The sequence below is a fragment of the Prolinoborus fasciculus genome, assembly GCF_056724605.1.
In genome coordinates, this window is record NZ_JBWZQN010000032.1 from 17323 (window position 1) to 37103 (window position 19781).

At 44.6% G+C, this 19781-nt stretch carries 13 protein-coding genes; 7 read left to right on the top strand and 6 right to left on the bottom strand.

Features of this window, described 5'->3' with window-relative positions; genetic code table 11:
* The first annotated feature begins 49 nt into the window (after positions 1-49).
* Positions 50-868 carry a rhomboid family intramembrane serine protease gene (locus AC1P5O_RS09135; protein ID WP_005104659.1) on the top strand — a complete coding sequence of 273 codons (819 nt, stop codon included), beginning with the start codon at positions 50-52 and terminating at the stop codon, positions 866-868.
* A 33-nt stretch (positions 869-901) separates the two neighbouring features.
* Here AC1P5O_RS09135 and AC1P5O_RS09140 read toward each other — a convergent pair whose 3' ends face one another.
* Both AC1P5O_RS09140 and AC1P5O_RS09145 read right to left on the bottom strand, forming a co-directional pair.
* Positions 902-3394 carry an ABC transporter permease gene (locus AC1P5O_RS09140; protein ID WP_005104660.1) on the bottom strand — a complete coding sequence of 831 codons (2493 nt, stop codon included), beginning with the start codon at positions 3392-3394 and terminating at the stop codon, positions 902-904.
* A 1-nt stretch (position 3395) separates the two neighbouring features.
* Positions 3396-4121, bottom strand: coding sequence for an ABC transporter ATP-binding protein (locus AC1P5O_RS09145; protein ID WP_005104661.1), 726 nt, complete (start codon positions 4119-4121; stop codon positions 3396-3398).
* Positions 4122-4132: 11 nt separating this feature from the next.
* Here AC1P5O_RS09145 and AC1P5O_RS09150 point away from each other — a divergent pair, with 11 nt between their 5' ends.
* A complete protein-coding gene (locus tag AC1P5O_RS09150) occupies positions 4133-4762 on the top strand; it encodes an arylesterase (RefSeq protein ID WP_005104662.1) in 630 nt (209 codons plus the stop codon).
* A gap of 43 nt (positions 4763-4805) precedes the next feature.
* Here AC1P5O_RS09150 and AC1P5O_RS09155 read toward each other — a convergent pair whose 3' ends face one another.
* Positions 4806-5420: a carbonic anhydrase gene (locus AC1P5O_RS09155; protein WP_004646264.1), complete on the bottom strand. Its 615-nt coding sequence runs from the start codon at positions 5418-5420 to the stop codon at positions 4806-4808.
* A 315-nt stretch (positions 5421-5735) separates the two neighbouring features.
* Here AC1P5O_RS09155 and AC1P5O_RS09160 point away from each other — a divergent pair, with 315 nt between their 5' ends.
* Positions 5736-6773, top strand: a complete 1038-nt coding sequence (locus tag AC1P5O_RS09160) for an alpha/beta fold hydrolase (RefSeq protein WP_044111633.1) — start codon at positions 5736-5738, stop codon at positions 6771-6773.
* Between the two features lie 14 nt (positions 6774-6787).
* Positions 6788-7789, top strand: a complete 1002-nt coding sequence (locus tag AC1P5O_RS09165; RefSeq protein WP_005104667.1) for a hypothetical protein — start codon at positions 6788-6790, stop codon at positions 7787-7789.
* Positions 7790-7833: 44 nt separating this feature from the next.
* Here the strand turns inward: AC1P5O_RS09165 and AC1P5O_RS09170 are convergent, their stop codons facing one another.
* Both AC1P5O_RS09170 and nfuA read right to left on the bottom strand, forming a co-directional pair.
* Positions 7834-9897, bottom strand: a complete 2064-nt coding sequence (locus AC1P5O_RS09170) for a TonB-dependent receptor domain-containing protein (RefSeq protein ID WP_005104669.1) — start codon at positions 9895-9897, stop codon at positions 7834-7836.
* 192 nt (positions 9898-10089) lie between these two features.
* A complete protein-coding gene (gene nfuA / locus AC1P5O_RS09175) occupies positions 10090-10728 on the bottom strand; it encodes a Fe-S biogenesis protein NfuA (RefSeq protein ID WP_499005976.1) in 639 nt (212 codons plus the stop codon).
* Positions 10729-10886: 158 nt separating this feature from the next.
* Between nfuA and AC1P5O_RS09180 the strand changes: the two genes are divergently transcribed.
* Complete coding sequence (locus tag AC1P5O_RS09180) at positions 10887-11504, top strand: rhomboid family intramembrane serine protease (protein WP_004646259.1); 618 nt, start codon at positions 10887-10889, stop codon at positions 11502-11504.
* Between the two features lie 219 nt (positions 11505-11723).
* Positions 11724-13265 (top strand): hypothetical protein, encoded by a 1542-nt coding sequence (locus tag AC1P5O_RS09185; RefSeq protein WP_085064782.1) that lies wholly within the window; start codon positions 11724-11726, stop codon positions 13263-13265.
* A 432-nt stretch (positions 13266-13697) separates the two neighbouring features.
* Here the strand turns inward: AC1P5O_RS09185 and AC1P5O_RS09190 are convergent, their stop codons facing one another.
* On the bottom strand, positions 13698-15317 hold the full coding sequence (locus AC1P5O_RS09190; protein ID WP_034439196.1) for an inorganic phosphate transporter: 1620 nt from the start codon (positions 15315-15317) through the stop codon (positions 13698-13700).
* Between the two features lie 536 nt (positions 15318-15853).
* Between AC1P5O_RS09190 and metH the strand changes: the two genes are divergently transcribed.
* Positions 15854-19540, top strand: coding sequence for a methionine synthase (gene metH, locus AC1P5O_RS09195; protein ID WP_005104673.1), 3687 nt, complete (start codon positions 15854-15856; stop codon positions 19538-19540).
* Positions 19541-19781 lie beyond the last annotated feature (241 nt).

A 19781-nucleotide genomic window follows, 5' to 3' on the forward strand; every position in this document is an offset into this window, starting at 1 on the left:
TTTTCGTGTTAAGCTTATTCGAAATATACAATCACAGCAAAAAAATAGCATGTCTGAATACTCTCCCCCTGTCGAACATCGCAAACTTGAAATGCATCTCTGGTGGATCACCGCCATTTTAATCGGGATCAATATTGGATTATTTGGCTGGCAAGCCATGCATGGCATGGATGTTAGCCAGCCGAGTACCCGAGACGCTATTCTCTGGGGTGCCGATTATGCACCTTTAACCTATTTAGCGGAACCCATGCGCTTGTTTAGCAGCATGTTTTTTCATTTTGGCCTGATTCACCTGATGTTGAATATGTGGGCCTTGTATATTTTTGGTAGTGTTGCCGAACAGCTGTTTGGCCGGATGTATTTTATTGGCCTGTATGTGTGTGCAGGATTAATGGGCAGCCTGCTCAGTGGCTATATGAACATTCAGGACAGCTATAACCTGATCGAAGGCGGTGTGGCCAATCCCGATTTATTGCCTGCGGTCAGTGCCGGCGCATCTGGTGCCGTGATGGGACTCGGTGCTTCACTGACAGTGCTGGCCTTATTGCCAATGCTGCCACAGCAACGTTTTATTCTGGATAAAAAAACCCTGGTGATGGTGATGGGTCTGAACCTCGCGCTGGGCTTTATGATCAGTGGAATCAACAATGCCGCACATATTGGCGGCATGCTGATGGGGGCTTTTCTCACCTTGTTATGGTACATCAGTCAAAAAATGCAGCGTAGCCACCTGTTCAATCTGATTGCCCTGCTTGTCGGTTTCGGCCTTTGTGTGCTGCTTTATCAACATAACTTGACCTTGATTGAACCCATTCGTCCACTGTGGCAAGAGATTCTGGAAATGATGCAACAGCAACTAAAACTTTAATTCTCAGTCAGTTTAAAACCACGGAGATGAATCTTATTGATTCATCTCGCGTAAGCTTTGTAAAGGCGGAATATCTGACAGATAACTCAGGCGATAACGGCCAATCAGCGCACATAAAGCGGTCATAAAGATCGGCAAAATGATCCAGATTTCCCAATGTGGCTGAATCATCAAATCCATTTTATAACTGGCAATCGCGCTGATCACTTCGGCAAACATACAGGAAACAATTCCGGCAAATAGTCCGATAAAACCAATTTCCAGACTCATCATGGTTTTCAGTGTCTGCTTGGAACTACCGAATGATCGAAGCAAAGCCACTTCACGTTTGCGCTCATCCATCAACAGGTTTAAACAGGCCATCAATACCAGAAAACCGGAAATACTGACCAATACCGCCAGAATCGTCACGATTTGCACCAGTACATTCACAATGCGTTTAATCTCTTCCAGAATCAGGCTGACATCAATAAAGACCGTGTTGGAAAATTGCTGGATCACAGACACCAGCTTGCCCTTATCTGCTTCCGGGACATAAAAACTGCCCAGATAACTGCCAGCATTGGCATCCATGGTATTGGGTGCAAAGATAAAGAAAAAGTTCGGACTAAAACTTTCCCACTCAACGGTTCTTAGATTAACGACTTTGGCTTCCAATATGCCTTCAGGCAGACTGAAACTGAGTTTATCTCCAATCTTGATCCCTAGCTCTTCGGCAGTATTGGCTTCGACCGATACGGTGCCGACTTGTTTTAATACCGCATCACCGCTGACAATCACATTATCTTGTGGATAGCGGTCTGACTGGGTCAGATTCAGTTCACGTCTTAAAGTATTGCTGCTTTTCACCAGTTCCTCGGCAAAAGGCTGATCATTTTTGGCGACCAGACGCCCACGAACATTCGGATACAGTGGCGTACTTTTCCAGCCATTCTGCTCAAGTTGGGCTTTGAGATCCGGCATATCAAAAGGCGGTAAACCATAAACAAACTGGTTCGGCGTACCTTCTGGTAACTGTTGCTGCCAGCGATCCAGCAGATCGGTACGCAAGACTGCCAAGACTGTAATCAGACTCAAGCCCAAGGCTAAAGCCGTAATCTGCAAGGCGGTCTGAGAAGGTGTGCGTACATAGGCTGACAGATTCAGCTTCATATTACGCAGCAGTTTCAATACCCCCCATACCGTCAGATACAGCACCGCACATAACACAATAATCGCGCCAATCACCCAGGCGGTCAACAACAGATTTTCAGTTAAAATCACACTAAAGATAATCAGGCTGAGCGTTCCGGTCAGCAGCATCCACAGCATGGATTGCACTGATTTTTCCTGCTGGCGGATCACCCGAATCGGTGGCGTATTCAGCAATTGCAACAAGCTTGGCATCACAAAGCCGAGCAGCACCACGGCACTGGTCAGCATCGCGACCGGCAATGGTCCGAGCAACATCGCGATAGCGGAAAATTCAATCTGCAAATTTGGAATCAGCTGCAACATCAACTGTAACAGTCCATAACCCAGACTGATCCCGACCACGGTACCAATTAGCATCGCAATTAACAGCACCATCCCGAGTAAAGCCAGATAAGCCGACAGAATCTGCTGCTTGGTGGCACCGATACAACGCATCAAGGCAATATGATCCTGATTCTGCTGCACATAACGCTGCGCGGTTAAAGCAATGGCAATCCCACATAATAGAATGGTCAGAATATTGGCCAGTTGCAGGAAAGTGTCCAGATTAGCAATCGGCTTCATCAAGCGGGTATTGCCTTCACTGGCATTGCGTAACCTGAGACTGCTTTGCTCCTCAAACTCCTGCCCTTGCACTTCCGTTGGCGTTTCAGCTGAGGCGTTTGCTGACTTGACCTGCTGCTTGAACAGGGCTTCATATTGTTGGGTATCATCCGGACGGCCAGCCATAAGTAGGCGATATTCAATCCGGCTCCCCACCTGAATGGCATTAGTTCGTGCCACATCCGCCTGGGAAATAATCACGGTCGGCGAAAAACCGGAAAATCCAAGCTCCTGATTGGAGTCCTGTTCAATCTTGGCGGTGACTTTAAACGCCGCATCGGCGATATTGAGCTGATCCCCCAATTTGACTTTGAGCAGATCCATGGCTCGTGGACTGAGCCAGATTTCACCAGACTGAATCGATTTTTTTGCCGGTTGCACCCGAAGTTCGCCACGCAAAGGAAAAGCCTGATCAATGGCTTTGACATTGACCATGACAAACTGTGCATCGGTATAGGCCATACTGCTAAAGAAAGTGACGTCTGACTGCTTTAAATCCAACTGCTTGGCCTGATCACGCCACTGCTCCGGCAAAGGCTCATTATCTGAAAGCACCAGATCACCGGCCAGCATTTCTGCTGCCTGCAAGGCGACTGCATTTTGGATCTGCTCATTACTAAACTTAAGTGCAGTGGTCGCGCTAATTGCCAGCGTTAAGGCAATAATCAGCAGATAAATTCCGGTCGTTTTAAAGCTTTGCGTCAGTAAGGGGCGAAATAATGGATTCATTTCATCCCCCACTCGGATGTTCAATCAGCTCGCCATTCAGCAATTCAAAATGCCGCTGGCACTGCTGCGCCAGTTTGCGGTCATGCGTGACCAACACCAAAGTCGTCCCCAGTTCCCGATTCAGTTGAAAGAGTAGTTGTTCAATTTCTTTGGCAGTTTCGCCGTCGAGGTTACCCGTGGGTTCATCGGCAAAAATGATTTTTGGTTCACTAACCAGTGCACGAGCGATGGCTACACGTTGCTGCTCTCCCCCGGACAATACTTTTGGGGTTTGCTGCGTCTGTCGATCCAGACCAACTTTATGCAGTAATGCCAACGCCTTTTGCTCAGCTTCTGCATATTTAAAACCAGGTTGCAAACGTAATGGCAGCATTACATTTTCAAGTGCAGTCAGGTGCGGTAAGAGCTGAAAAGACTGAAAGACAAACCCGATATTTCTTAAACGTACCAGTGCACGTTGTTCTTCATTCAAGTTAGACACTGATTCGCTACAGACCATAAGCTGACCTGAACTTGCCTGATCCAGTGTCGCCAGAATACCCAGTAATGTGGATTTTCCGGAACCCGAACGACCGGTAATTGCCACTTGTTCTCCGGCCTGAATATCCAGATCAAGATCCTCAAAAATGGTGAGCTGTTTTTGTGAAAGTTGTATCTTTTGTGTCAATTTCTGGGCAGAAATAATAGCCTGTGGCATGATGGTCGAATCGTTGCTGCTTTGAATCATACGTGTCCTATATGAAAGATCTTAATCAGAAAACTCGGCTATTGCCTTACTTTTTTTTGCTCAGTCTGTGCCTGTTACCTCTTGGGGTTTCAGCAAAGACGATTATGATTTTAGGTGATAGTTTAAGTGCAGGTTATGGTATCCAGCCCCAGCAGGGTTGGGTACATTTATTACAAAAGCGTTTAGAGCAACAGTATCCGAAACAGCATAAAGTGGTCAATGCAAGTGTCAGTGGTGAAACCACCAGCGGAGCACTGGCCAGACTGCCAAAATTGCTGCAGACGCATCGTCCAGACCTTGTGGTGATTGAGTTAGGTGGCAATGATGGCTTACGTGGACAACCACCGCAAATGATTCAAAAAAATTTAGCCAGCCTGATTCAGCAGAGCCAGAAAGCCAAGGCCAAGGTCATCGTCTTTGGCATAAAAATGCCGCCTAATTACGGGCAGGCCTATAGCAAGGCTTTTGAAAATAATTATAAAGTGGTGAGTCAGCAATATAAGGTGAAGTTATTGCCCTTCTTTATGCAGGGTGTCGCCGGTAATAAAACCCTGATGCAAAAGGATCTGATTCACCCAAATGCCAAAGCACAGACGATCCTGTTAAATAATGCTTATCCATACATTAAAGGCGCTTTATAAAGCGCCTTTAACTTATTTTAGAATGTATTTAGATGAATCGTGATTAGAAATCAAAGAAGGTCACTTCACCAGTTTCCAGTGAATATTCAGCACCCACGACTTTTAATTTTCCTTGTCCAATCAGGTTTTCCAGAACGGCCGAACCATGACGCAACTGATTCACCGAAGCAAATACGTTGGAACGTACCGCATGCTTGGATAATTTTGCCAAGTCGTTTTTCAGTTCAGTTTGCATTAAGGTTTCAACTGAAGGACGTACGCGGTTCACAATCGACATCAGGTTTGCCGATGGCGGGCAATCCGGGCACATCAAGGTATCAATAGTGGCTTTAATCGCACCACAGTGACTGTGACCTAATACAACTACAATCGCGCAGTCATAACGTGCCGCGGCAAATTCAACACTGCCGACCTGTGAGGGTGCAACAATATTACCTGCAACACGAATCACAAAAAGATCACCAAGACCCTGATCAAAAACCATTTCGGCTGGAACGCGCGAATCCGAACACCCCAAAACAATCGCAAACGGATTCTGATCCTCTGCCATTTCTGCGCGCTGTTGGTGGCTAAGTTGTTTTGGATGCGTGGTATCGCCACTGACAAAACGTTGGTTACCCTGTCTAAGACGTTCTAAAGCTTCTTGAGCTGTGAGCATTCTTTTCTATCACCGATGGTTTTAGTTGCAATATCTTACTGCCAGTTTTTTTGAATGTCACTTGCAAAAAATCTTAGCTGATTAAATTTTTAGCATTTATCTAATTTCATTTCTGCAGGGAATTTATGCGCAATACATCACATTTTCTAGCCATTTAATGCAATCTAGCAAAAAACTAATGGGTGACAAGCGCAAAGATTGATTTAAAATAGAGTGAAGAATAATGTTTTTATTTGAATGAAAATTGCAAATTTATAACATGGAAGTATTTTGATTGAGCAATTTGCTCACTGGGTTTGTTTTGGGGAATGGCCAATGAAGAAAATAATAAAATTGCGCTCGAAAATGATTTGTTCAGCCGTAGTTGCCTTAAGCATGGCATTACCGGGCCTGACACATGCTCAAATACTATTTAGCCAGAAAAATGAAACATCTGCCAAAGTCTTGCAGCAGCATCTGTTACAAGAACGCAGCCTTGCCGGTCTCAAATCCAAGACCCTCAAAATTGGCGAGGTCACCTGGAGTTATAGCGAAGGCGGTGCCAAGAACAAACCATCCATTCTACTGATTCATGGTCTGGCCGGCACGCGCGACAACTGGAACCGGGTCGCCCAGTTTCTGACGCCCTATTATCATGTCATTATTCCGGATCTGCCAAGCAACGGCGACACCAAAGTTCCGGACAATTTTGATGTTTCTGTGCCCAATGTGACCTCTCAACTGCGTTTGTTCCTTGAAACCTTAAATGTGGACGAAAATTTACACATTGCCGGCCACTCTCTGGGTGGATCGATTGCTACGGTGTATGCTTCACAATATCCTTTCGATACGCAAAGTCTTTTTTTAATCAATAGTGCTGGTCTTTACAAAATGGGGAATACTCCCTATACCAAAGATCCTCAAGCCTTAAAAGACCTGATCGTCAGCAAACCCGGTGATCTGCAAGATGTTTCCAAACAGCTGATGCAGAATCCGCCAGTGATTCCTTATCAGTTACGGCATGCCCAGGAAAAGCTGCTGATTTCACGCGCTGAACAAACCAGTAAATCAATTGACCAAGTGGTGATGCTAAACCGGATTTATACACCGGAAACCTTTGCCCGCCTGACCCGCACGGTAGAAGCACCCACCTTGATTTTATGGGGCAGACAGGATCGGATCATTAATGTCGAAGTGGTCAAAGAACTACATGCCCTGCTAAAACGTGCAGAAAAACCGGTAATTTTGAATAACGTCGGGCATATGCCGATTCTAGAAGCAGAAAAACAGGTCGCACAACATTATTTGCCTTTTCTAGCCAAGACGCAGACCCTAAAAAACCCGCTTGCTGATAAACTCATTCCTTTAAATTAAGTTTCAGAGATGCTATGCAGAAACACCCGATGATTGAGCAGTTGATCGATGCTCAACTTGATTTTCTCGATCAGGCATTTTCTCAATCTGAAACGATTCAAAGCGAGTTTCATGCGTTTTATTTGTGGCTGCGTAAACAGACTCTAAAAGAGCTGTGGAGCTGTGAACTGATCAATCAGCTGTTGCAAAAACAGATTCTGGGTACTGCTGCCAGCAGCTTTCTGATTGAACAGATTGCCGAACATATCCGTTTTGCCCTGGTGCATCCGGCCAATGATTCCACCACAATTGCCGATCTGATCCCAGTCCTGACCGTAGACAAGATCGCCCAGTATGTGGCCAGCAAAAGTGGCCATCGGCAACGTCTGATTAAAACCGTAGTCAATAATCCGGCATTTTCAGCCATGATTACGCAATTGATCCAGCATTCTATTCAGGATTATCTGGATAACTCCATGATTGCCAAAAGCGTGCCCGGGGTTTCCCGCTTTATGAAAATGGGAAAATCCGTTCTGGAAAATGTCACCGATACCAACCTCGATAGCACCATTGCACGTTATCTGCAAAAGAACATTCTGAAGCTCAGCCAGATGAGTGAGCATGTGCTAAACCAGCATTTTGACGACGAGAAACTCTATCATTTTCAGGCCAATCTCTGGCATAAAATCAAGGATATGCCTGTATCGGTCTTGAAGAATTATATTGAGCTGCAGGACCTGAATCAGACGGTCGGCTTAGGTCATGACATCTGGGATCACATACGCCAGACGGACTATCTGCAGCAGCAAGTGCATGACGGAATTCATACCTGGTATGTACGCAATCAGGAACATACCTTTGATCAGTTATTACGTGATCTGAATATTGATGAATCTCTCATTCAGAATGAATTGCAGCATCTGCTCAGCCCGGTAATCCAGCAGATGGTTTCCCAGGGTCATTTACGTGAACGTGCACGAAAATATCTGGAACAATTTTATTATCATGAAGATACTTTAAAAATCCTTGAAATTTAAATAAAAAAGCCGCTATAAAGCGGCTTTTTTATATTGTCATTTGCTTAGAATTTTGCATTCAAACTGATACCGTAACGACGACCATCCAATAGTTGATCACCATCAATATCTTCAGCTTTTTCATCCAGTAGGTTATAGACACCAAATTTACCTGTTAGATTCGGACTGAACTTATAGTTAAAGCCGACATCTACAAATTGGTAACCTGGATTTGGCTGAGCTATAGAGGTACGGCTCAAGTAAGCAGAGGTTTCAGAACGATGGTGCAAGCGGCTCCATACATTGAGTGCATCATTTAGCTCATAATCCACACCAATATTAAACATGTGTTCCGGCATCTGGTTCAGTGGCTGGCCTTTAAAAGCACCCGATTTAAACTCTGAATCGGTATAAGTATAGTTTGCAGTCAATATCGTATAATCATTCAGACTGGCTTCTACCGTTGCTTCTACACCACGAATTTCTGCTTCATCCACGTTGATCCGTTCACTAATAAAGTAGAATGGAATATCTCCTTCGAAACATTTCCAATTCTGCCAGTTATTACGGTTTGTTGTGGTGCCATCAGTATCGGTTTCACAGGCACGAACTTCCGTAATACGATCTTCATATTTAGTGATAAAGCCAGTCAGCGATGTATTGATATAATCATTTTTCCAGTTGAAACCTAATTCAGTCGATACGCTTGATTCTGGTTCTAAGTCCGGATTGGCACGGATGATGCCACGGCCTGTTGCTAAGGGTGAACCACCGCCACCCGTGACGCTATAGAACCCTTCTGTGGCTGCACGAATATCAGGCTGTTTATAACCTGTGGCCACACCACCTTTTACTACAAAGTTATCATTTACCGCGTATACCCCATACAGTCGTGGTGATAAATGGCCACTATAGTTTTCATCATGGTCATAACGCAGGCCAGCTGTTAAATCGAAGCGATCCGTAATACTCCAGGTGTCTTCAAGGAAAGCGGCAGCAGACCAACGTGTTAATTCACTAAATTCAGGTGCATTGGGATTCCGGTTAGTCGCTTTATCGACCAGTTTTTCATCTTTAAGATATCCCCCGAATGATAGCGTATGATCACCTAAGGCTAAGTTCCATTGACTGTTCGCTGTCCATGTATCCAGGGTAATCCCTTTGGTGCCGAGTTCCGTATTTCCACGATCCGGATTTTTTGAATTTTCATACTGGATATAAGATGAACTGTCCAAGTTATCGCTATAACGGCCATTATGGGTTACTGAATAAACGTTACGGTAATTACGCGAGAATGAATCTGCAGCGCCTTGAACGGCTGCTACCGTCTTACCGACTGAAGTCGTGGATTCCTGCTGCACAAAATTGGCTTCAACCTGCACATCATGATCATCATTAATGGCATAGCTCAGACGTGAATTTAAGCTTTCACGTTCTGTGCCACGAAAACCGCCCACATAATGGTCTTCATTACGTTCCTGCTTATTGACTGCCAGCTGCAAGCCCAGCTTGTCTGCAATTAAAGGCCCGGCAAGATATGCAGAAGCATTTTTAATATCACCTGAACGGCTACTGTCCTGAAGCGTGGTTCCTAATTCGACATGACCAGACCATTCATCAGACACTTTTTTGGTAATGATATTGACTACCCCGCCCATGGCATCCGTACCATAGAGTGTAGAAGCTGGACCACGAATAATTTCAATACGTTCAATGGCGGCAAGCGATGGCAAAATATTTTTCTCAAAACCTCCATCGTTTCCATTCGGATTGACATCCTTGCCATATTGACGCTTACCATCTACAAGAAACAAGGTGTAGTTTGAACTCATACCACGAATACTGATGGTCTGTGCAGAACCTGCACCTGAAACCACTACCCCGGGCGTATTACGCAGTACATCAGTAATGTCGTTATATTCACGTTTATCTAATTCTTCACGATCAATCACGGTAATGGAAGCTGGTGCTTTAGCCAAATCTTGCTCATAACCTGTTGCGGTCACCACAATTGTTTGCAATTTAGTCGCTTCCGCCTGTGGAACAACAACTTCTACTGCAGATGTATTTCCCACCATGGCTGTGAGTACAGCAAATGCCAAAGTTGTTTTTAAGAATGGCTTATTCATACCTTGCGCGCCCCAATATTTATGAAGAGATCATGTTTATTCGGTTGCAAAGTGTAACAACTTTTCACTCAAATGCAATTAATATTGATAATTATTATCATTTATATTCACTATATTATAAGCCAGATATAAAAAAACCTCGAAAGTTCGAGGTTTTTAAAATGCGATAAATAAACTGTTATATAGAACAGCTTATTTCATATACGCACCTTCAGACTGACTATGATCCGTTTCATCAACGACATGCATTAACTCTGGTACATGTTGTTTTAATGTGGTTTCAACACCTTGCTTCAACGTGATATCAATCGCTGAACAGCCCTGGCAACCACCACCAAATTTAAGTACAGCGGTTAAACCTTTTTCAGGGTCTTCTTTAACTTCAACCAGTGCACAGTTACCACCATGACCTGCCAGGCCTGGGTTAATTTCAGACTGTAATACATAGGTAATACGCTCTTCTACCGATGCATCTGGATCCACGCGTGGCACTTTGGAGTTCGGTGCACGGAAAGTCAACTGACCACCAAAACGGTCTTTGTTGTAATCAATCACGGCATCGAGTAAATACGGAATAGATGGCGAGTCGATAAAAGCAGGGAAATCAGGATATTCCTGCTTATAATCTGTCGGTACAACTTCATCAGGTGCACTATAGGCCATGCAACATTCAGCGCGAGGAGTACCCGGATGCTCTACAAAAACACGCACACCAATACCCGGGGTGTTCTGTTTATCCAGTAGATCCTTTAAATACTCTTGTGCTGTTGGTGTAATCAATAAGTTGGGAATTTCACCAACAACTGGAGTGCTGCTGTTCTCAGTCGACATAACAATAATTTCCTCAAGCTCAAGCGGCCATTTTAACTGAAGATGCGGGGTAATTTTTAAAAATCAACTAAAATTGTCGGATTTATTATAAAAGTACAACTTTAGCTTAATTTTAATGGCATGATAATTGGCAAATAGGCACCCTTAGAATCATTTATATGCTTGATTTACCTTTTAATCATACCGTGACCATTATTCTGATCACCTGTATTGTGTCATTTATTGCTTTCTCCAAAGAGACGGTGATGAATCGCCTGATTTTCTGGCCACCGGCACTGCAACGTGGACAATATGACCGCTTTATTACGCATGGCTTTATCCATGCGGATGGAGCTCATCTCTTGTTTAACATGATTACCCTGTTCTTCTTCGGCAGCGTGATTGAAAGCTTTTATCGTCAATATCTGTATGACCTGGGTTTTATCCTGTTTTACCTCGGTGGTCTGATCGCAGCGATTCTGCCAAGTTACCTGAAGCATAAAAATGATGCGCGCTGGGCCAGTCTCGGCGCTTCCGGTGCAGTCTCGGCTGTACTGTTTGCCTATATTCTGTTTGAACCTTGGAAGTTGATCTTTGTGTTCTTCATTCCGGTTCCTGCCATTATTTTTGCTGTGCTGTATGTAGCTTATAGCATCTGGTCAGGCAAAAAAGGCAATAGCAACATTAATCACAGCGCGCATTTATGGGGAGCGGCTTACGGGGTGGTCATGACGATTATTCTGGAGCCACGCCTGATTCCGCATTTCCTGAATAAACTGATGCAAGTTCCATTTTAATTAGGGTTATTTAATGATAAGAGAATGAGGCTATATATGAATTGAACCTCATATTTCTGCTAAAAATTGATAAGAGAGCTTCTGCTCTCTTATTTGTTTGAAACATCTCGTAATATATTAGAAAGTGATGATGTCACTTAATGCCAATCTTGGACTGAATTTTGCAGCGATAATGTATACACCTGTATATTAATTACTGTCATTCTCGAGATATTTTGCATGTCCACTACACCAGACGGTCTTCAATTTCCTCTTCAGTCTCAGCAACAAAAACCAAGTAGCTCTAAAGCAGGGCGCGCAATCATCGCGGCAGCGCTAGCCAATGTCGATTCACGCAGTTCTCAACAGGCACAATCAGAAAAAAACTGGCGCAAACAATATACTGTGCATTTTAAGCAGCTGGTCGAACAGGGACTGAGTTCTCCTGAAGCCAGCTTGAAAATTGCCGAAGATGGATTGACACAGGCCCATCAGACTTTTGAATTTTACCGTGATGGTCAAAAGTATGTATTGCAAGATGCTTTAACTCTGCCAGCTGAACAACTACATACGTTCAAACTCACAGGTCGCAGTAAAGCGGCACCAGAATGGTATGTGCCTTACCACGGTCAAAAGCTGCAAGGTGATGCCTTATTGGAGCAGATTGAGCGCTGGGAAAGCCAAGGCATTGTGGAAACCAGCCATGCCAATGCCCTGCGTGAATGTGTGGTGCATCCTGAATGGTTTGATCTTTCCGATCGGACCACGGTGCTGTTTGGTGCAGCATCTGAAGCCGGTCCTCTGACCTGGCTGGCGAAATGGAAAGCCAATATTGTAGCGATTGATCTGCCGAATACCCGTGTATGGGGCAAGATTGTTGATACCATCAACCAAGGCAATGCCACGCTGTATGCGCCATGTACTGAAGACCTGCCTGCTGATACTTCACTTGATATTTTAAAAGAAAAACTGGGGGCGAATTTGCTGACCCAGATTCCTGAAATTGCCAAATGGTTATTACAGTTCGAGCAGGATCTGGATCTGGCTGCAATTGCCTATCTGGATGGTGAAAAGCATGTTCGGGTCTCCATGGCGATGGATGCCATCATGCAGCATGTCAGCCAGCAAAAAGCTAATACCAGCCTGATGTACATGTGTACGCCGACCGATGTTTATGCGGTTCCGAGTGAAGTGATTGAAGCGTCAAAAGTAAAATATACTGAACGCTCCAAGACACAAGCAATCATCTCCAAAGGTGTTTCCACTTTAAGCCGCAAACACTTTTTCCAGAAAAATGCGCATGAACTGATTCAGTCTGGTGATCAGGCTTATGGTATCTGTGACTGCCTGGTGGTTGAACAAGGCCCGAACTATGCGCTGGCAAAACGTATCCAGCAATGGCGTGCCACCTTGGCTCGCGCTCAAGGGCAGCGGGTCAGTATCAATATTGCCCCTTCGACGACCACCTATTCTGTGACCAAGAATCCGCTGCTTAAAGCCGCGTTCAATGGCGCCAGCCTGTTTGATGTTGAAGCTTTCGCGCCTGAAACCACCAATGCGATTATGGCGGCACTATGGATTCATGACCTGCGTAATCCAGAATCAGTGGCCAATCCTGAAGTAAAACTCAACCATCCGCTTGAATTGATGATGCATGGCGCGAATCATGGTGGTTTGTGGCGAGTCGCTTATCTGGCGCGTACCGCACTGCCTTTTGCTGCGCTGTACGGTTTTGCAACAGAGAAGTTGCCGAAGGGATTGTTGAGTAAGTTGAAGAAGTAATTTATTTTCTTCTTTCGAGACTTCTTCTACGTTAGATAAACTTTTATTTAATAGACCTCTTGCGAAAGTATCGTTTTACCTAATTTTTGAATTGGCTAAAACCTTATAAAATGTAGCTTTGGGCTGTTTAAATTTTGACTAACGCAAGAAGTCTAATGTTTATCCCCTCACCCCAGCCCTCTCCCAAAGGGAGAGGGAGCTTTCCCAATGGATTCAAATTAGTAGTAGCAAACATCTAAAAATATCGTTTTCTAATAAAATGAATACTATTTAATTTAAATTTTCTTTATTTGAATAATTAATGTAGTCCCCTCTCCTGAGCAAGTTTTAAAGCACCACTTTTAAAACGAAGCGCAAGTGAGGGTTAGGGAGAAGTAAAAATCACCCATAAAAAAAGCTGCTCTAGAGCAGCTTTTTTTATGTCTAAATAACTTAGAACACTTTTAAAAGTACCCAATACAAACCGCCTGACAGACAGATCGTTGCTGGCAAGGTAAAGACCCAGGCAGACAGAATGGTTTTCACCATCTGGAAGTTCAGACCTGACTTGTTCGCCACCATGGTACCTGCTACTGCAGAGTTCAATACATGGGTAGTGGATACCGGCATACCAAAGCCATCTGCTGCCGCAATGGTTGACATCGCAACAAGTTCGGCAGACATACCCTGACCATAAGTCATATGCTGTTTACCAATACGCTCCCCGACAGTCACGACAATACGCTTCCAGCCGACCATCGTACCCAGACCAAGTGCCAAGGCTGTCGCCACTTTCACCCAGGTCGGGATGTATTGCAGGAATGAATCCAGATTGTCACGGTATTCATCTACTGTTTTTTCCTGTGCAGCACTCATTGTTGGTAAAGCTTCTGCTTTATCCAGACGTTTAAATGCTGTGGTGCTCAGGTACATGTCGTTGCGAAATTCAGACACTTGAGCTTCAGGAACATCCTTAATACTGGTATAGCTACCAACTTTTTCACCCAGATGATCCGTCAAACTTGCCAAGGCAGGCACGACTTCAGGGGTAATTTCCTTGGTCTGAATGTACTTGGTGATGACATCACGGGCTTGTTCATCCGGAATATCCTGATGATTTGGATAGATCACATCCGCAGTTTGTGCAGATAACTGGCCAAAAGACTGAATATGTTGTGCATCCAGATTTTTGTTCAGCGAGTACGCCAAAGGCACACAGCCGATCAGAATCAGCATGATCAGGCCCATACCTTTTTGACCGTCATTTGAACCGTGGGCAAAGCTTACCCCAGTACAGGTAAAGATCAGCATGGCACGAATCAATGGTGGCGGTGGCTTGTTACCTTCAGGTGGCTGGAACAGTTCCAGTTGACGCTTGAAGATTTTTTTCACCAGCAAGAACACAATCGCAGCAAATGCAAAACCGATTAAAGGCGAGAATAACAGCGCCTTACCGACTTTCATCACCTGCTCCATGTCTATACCTGAAGCGCCAGTACCGGCATTCAGAATATAGTTCATGATGCCAACACCCAGAATCGAACCGATCAGGGTATGTGAACTGGATGCCGGAATACCGAGAAACCAGGTTCCCAGATTCCAGAGAATTGCTGCGATCAGCATGGCAAAGACCATGGCAAAGCCTGCTCCGGAGCCGACATTCATGATCAGCTCGACCGGCAATAACGCAATAATGCCGTAAGCGACCGCACCACTGGCCACCATAACTCCAAGGAAGTTACAGAAGCCGGCCCACATCACTGCGACGGGAGCAGAAAGTGCGTTGGTATAAATGACCGTGGCAACTGCATTGGCGGTATCGTGGAAGCCATTGACGAACTCAAAGCTCAACGCAATAAAAAGTGCCGTCGCTAACAAAATAACTGAATACAAGCCTAAGGCCGGTACATGCGCTAAATCTGCAGACAACTGGAAGCCGATATAAATCAGCGTAGTGATAATAAGAGTCAGGAACACCGGCATAAAAAATTTCGGTGTTGGCACATGAACATTGGTCGACTTTTGGGAAGCCGACCCGTGTGCTGAATCTACGGGAGTTTGATTAGGATTCATGCAAGCAGGAATAGAGGATTCAAGAATCCCCATATTGTTCAGTTAAATTGTGACAATTATATGACAAACTGCTGTCATATGAAGCAATTATTTGGATTTTCTTGCTGCTATTCGTCCTGTTTAATTCCGACTAAAACACTAGATTTTGATTTTATAAATCATTTACTTAAGATAAGATTCCAGCTTCTTCAAGCTTAAAAACTCAACATATTTTGCTACCAAAACGATTTACGCCCTGCCTGTCATCAAGCTGAGCAAAAGTTTCATTTGCACAGCATAAGCCATCAATATGACAATTTCATGAATGAAAGCATCAGCTTAATTTTTTGATTTTGTTTACTGTCTCAAAGACATCGAATCAGATTAGAGATTGCAATATTTTCTGATCCGGATGTTAAAACTTGTTGTTTTTCTAGATGACTTATCAAATTTTCATATCATGCTTATCCATCATTCTGAGCAATCTCAGCAGAAATCAGCCAACTAATCTGCTAAGATTAGCGTCGTTTTTTTTGATTTCTGCTGAGAAAGTTTGAATGTCTACACTTACCACTTTAAAAGAACTTCTTGCCAAAAGAATTTTAATTATCGATGGTGCGATGGGTACTATGATCCAGCGCCATAAACTGGAAGAAGCCGATTATCGTGGTGAGCGTTTTGCTGACTGGGCCTATGATCTCAAAGGTAATAATGATTTGCTGGCGCTGACTCAGCCACAAATCATTCAAGGCATTCATGAAGCTTACTTGGAAGCTGGCGCCGACATTATTGAAACCAACACCTTTAACGGTACCCGCGTTTCAATGTCGGATTACCACATGGAAGATCTGGTTCCCGAGATTAACCGTGAAGCAGCGCGTCTGGCCAAAGAAGCCTGTGCCAAATATTCAACGCCTGAAAAACCACGCTTTGTGGCAGGTGTGATTGGTCCGACATCGCGTACCACCTCTATTTCTCCAAACGTGAATGACCCGGCGTTCCGTAACATCACTTTTGATGCGCTCAAAGTTGACTATATTGAATCAACCAAAGCCTTGATCGAAGGTGGTGCAGACATCATCCTGATCGAAACCGTGTTCGATACCTTGAATGCCAAGGCCGCAATTTTTGCAGTGAAAGAAGTCTTTAAAGAATTGGGCTATGAATTGCCAATCATGATTTCAGGTACGATCACGGATGCATCAGGTCGTACATTGACTGGTCAAACCGCTGAAGCCTTCTGGAACTCGATGCGCCATGCAGAGCCACTTTCTATCGGCTTTAACTGTGCCCTAGGTGCAGATGCGATGCGTCCACACGTTAAAACCGTGTCTGACGTTGCCAATACCTTTGTTTCAGCACATCCAAACGCTGGCTTGCCGAATGCCTTCGGTGGATATGATGAAACGCCGGAAGAAACTGCAGCCTTTATTAAAGAATTTGCAGAAAGTGGCTTAATTAATATTACCGGTGGTTGCTGTGGTACTACGCCGGATCATATCCGCGCGATTGCAAATGCTGTTGCAGGCATTACCCCTCGTCAAATTCCTGAAATTGAACCTGCCTGTCGTTTAAGCGGTTTAGAGCCATTTAACATCACCAAAGATTCACTGTTTGTGAACGTCGGTGAACGTACCAACGTCACCGGTTCGAAAAAATTCCTGCGTCTGATTCGTGAAGAAAACTTCGCCGAAGCACTTGATGTTGCCCGTCAACAGGTTGAAGCCGGTGCGCAGATCATCGACATCAACATGGATGAAGGCATGCTCGATTCACAAGGTGCGATGGTGCATTTCCTGAATCTGATTGCTTCTGAGCCGGATATTTCACGTGTGCCAATCATGCTGGATTCTTCTAAATGGGAGATTATCGAAGCGGGCCTGAAATGTGTGCAAGGCAAAGCCGTGGTGAACTCGATTTCCCTGAAAGAAGGTCATGACGAGTTTGTCGAACGTGCCCGCCTCTGCCGTCAATATGGTGCCGCGGTCATCGTGATGGCATTTGATGAAGATGGTCAGGCCGATACAGCTACGCGCAAAAAAGAAATCTGCAAACGTTCATATGATGTTCTGGTGAATGAAGTGGGTTTCCCGTCTGAAGATATTATCTTTGACCCGAACGTCTTTGCGATTGCAACCGGTATTGAAGAACACAACAACTATGGTGTGGACTTTATTGAAGCGACTGGCTGGATTAAACAGAACCTGCCAAATGCGATGATTTCTGGTGGTGTATCCAACGTATCGTTCTCGTTCCGTGGTAACGAACCGGTGCGTGAAGCGATTCACTCGGTGTTCCTGTACCATGCTATTCAGCAAGGCATGACTATGGGTATTGTAAATGCCGGTCAGATGGCGATTTACGATGACATCGATAAAGAATTGAAAGAAGCGGTTGAAGATGTTGTATTAAACCAGAACCAGGGTGAAAGTGGTCAGGAAGCAACCGAAAAACTGCTTGCTGTTGCTGAAAAATACCGTGGTCAAAGTGGTACGCAAAAAGCCGAAGAAAATCTGGAATGGCGTAATGAGTCTGTTGAAAAACGTCTTGAATATGCGTTGGTAAAAGGCATCACGACTTATATCGACCAAGATACCGAAGAAGCACGTTTAAACTCTACACGCCCACTCGATGTGATCGAAGGTCCATTGATGGCGGGTATGAACGTAGTCGGCGACCTGTTCGGTGCCGGTAAAATGTTCTTGCCGCAAGTGGTGAAATCTGCGCGTGTGATGAAACAGGCTGTGGCGTGGTTGAACCCGTTCATTGAGGCCGAGAAAACCCAAGCTGAGGCCAAAGGTAAAATCCTGCTGGCTACGGTGAAAGGCGATGTACACGATATCGGCAAAAATATCGTGGGTGTGGTATTAGGCTGTAACGGTTATGACATCGTTGACCTTGGCGTGATGGTGCCATGCGAAAAGATTCTACAAACTGCGATTGATGAAAAAGTTGATATCATCGGTTTGTCTGGTCTGATCACGCCGTCATTGGATGAAATGGTGTTTGTTGCCAAAGAAATGCAACGTAAAGGCTTTAACATTCCACTGATGATTGGTGGTGCGACGACTTCTAAAGCGCATACCGCAGTGAAAATCTCACCGCAATATCATAATGATGGCGTGCTTTATACCGCAGATGCATCACGTGCCGTGGGTGTAGCAACACAGTTGCTCTCTCCTGAGATGAAACCAAAACTTTTGGCTGACTATGCAGCGGATTATGAAAAAATTCGTACCCGTCTTGCTAACAAGCAACCGAAAGCGGCGAAATTGTCTTATCAAGATTCAGTTGAAAACGGCTTCAAGATCGACTTCGACAAGAATGCACCGGTTAAACCAAACTTCATCGGATCTGAAACTTTCACAAATTATCCGCTTGAAACTTTGGTGGAATATTTTGACTGGACGCCGTTCTTTATTTCATGGAGCCTGGCGGGTAAATTCCCGAAAATCCTTGAAGATGAAGTGGTGGGTGAAGCAGCGCGTGATTTGTATGAACAAGCGCAAGCAATGCTGAAAGACATCATCGAGAATAAACGTTTCGATGCGCGTGCGACGTTCAGCATTTATCCTGCAAACCGTGTAGCCGCAGATACAGTTGCGGTTGTGGATGAAACAGGCAATGTAACTCACAGCTTCGAACACTTACGTCAGCAGTCTGACAAAGTGACGGGTAAAGCGAACTACTCTCTGGCAGACTTTGTTGCACCGAAAGATGTCGCTCAGGATTACTTGGGCGGCTTTACCGTGTCGATCTTCGGTGCCGAAGAACTTTCGCAAGAATACAAAGCCAAAGGTGATGACTATAACGCGATTATGGTTCAAGCCTTGGGTGACCGTTTTGCAGAAGCATTTGCAGAGCACTTACATGAGCGTATTCGTAAAGAGTTCTGGGGCTACCAAGCAGACGAACAGCTTTCAAATGATGATTTGATCAAAGAGAAATATGTCGGCATTCGTCCTGCACCGGGCTACCCTGCTTGTCCGGAGCATTCTGAAAAAGCGCCATTGTTTGACTGGTTAGGTACAACCGACAAGATTGGTACGTACTTAACAACAAGTTTTGCGATGTGGCCACCTTCATCAGTCAGTGGTTTCTATTATGCAAACCCTGAAACTGAATATTTTAACGTGGGTAAAATCTCTGGCGACCAGTTGGAAGATTATGCGAAGCGTAAAGGCTGGACCTTGGATGAAGCGAAACGTTGGTTAGCGCCGAATTTGGATGATTCTGTGGTTTAAGAATTCTCTAGTTTCGATATAAAAAAACCCCTCGATTGAGGGGATTTTTTTGTTTTTAGATTTTTAATCTCCCTAAATCCCTATTTAAGAAAGAGGGACTTTCGCGTATCAAATGGCTTTGTTGCACAAACCTATCTGTAAAGGCTTTTTCAGCGATATAATTTTCAAATGAAGAAGCCTACACACAAAATCTACCGCACAACCAATTGGCCCGCATATAACCGAGCACTCATGAGTCGCG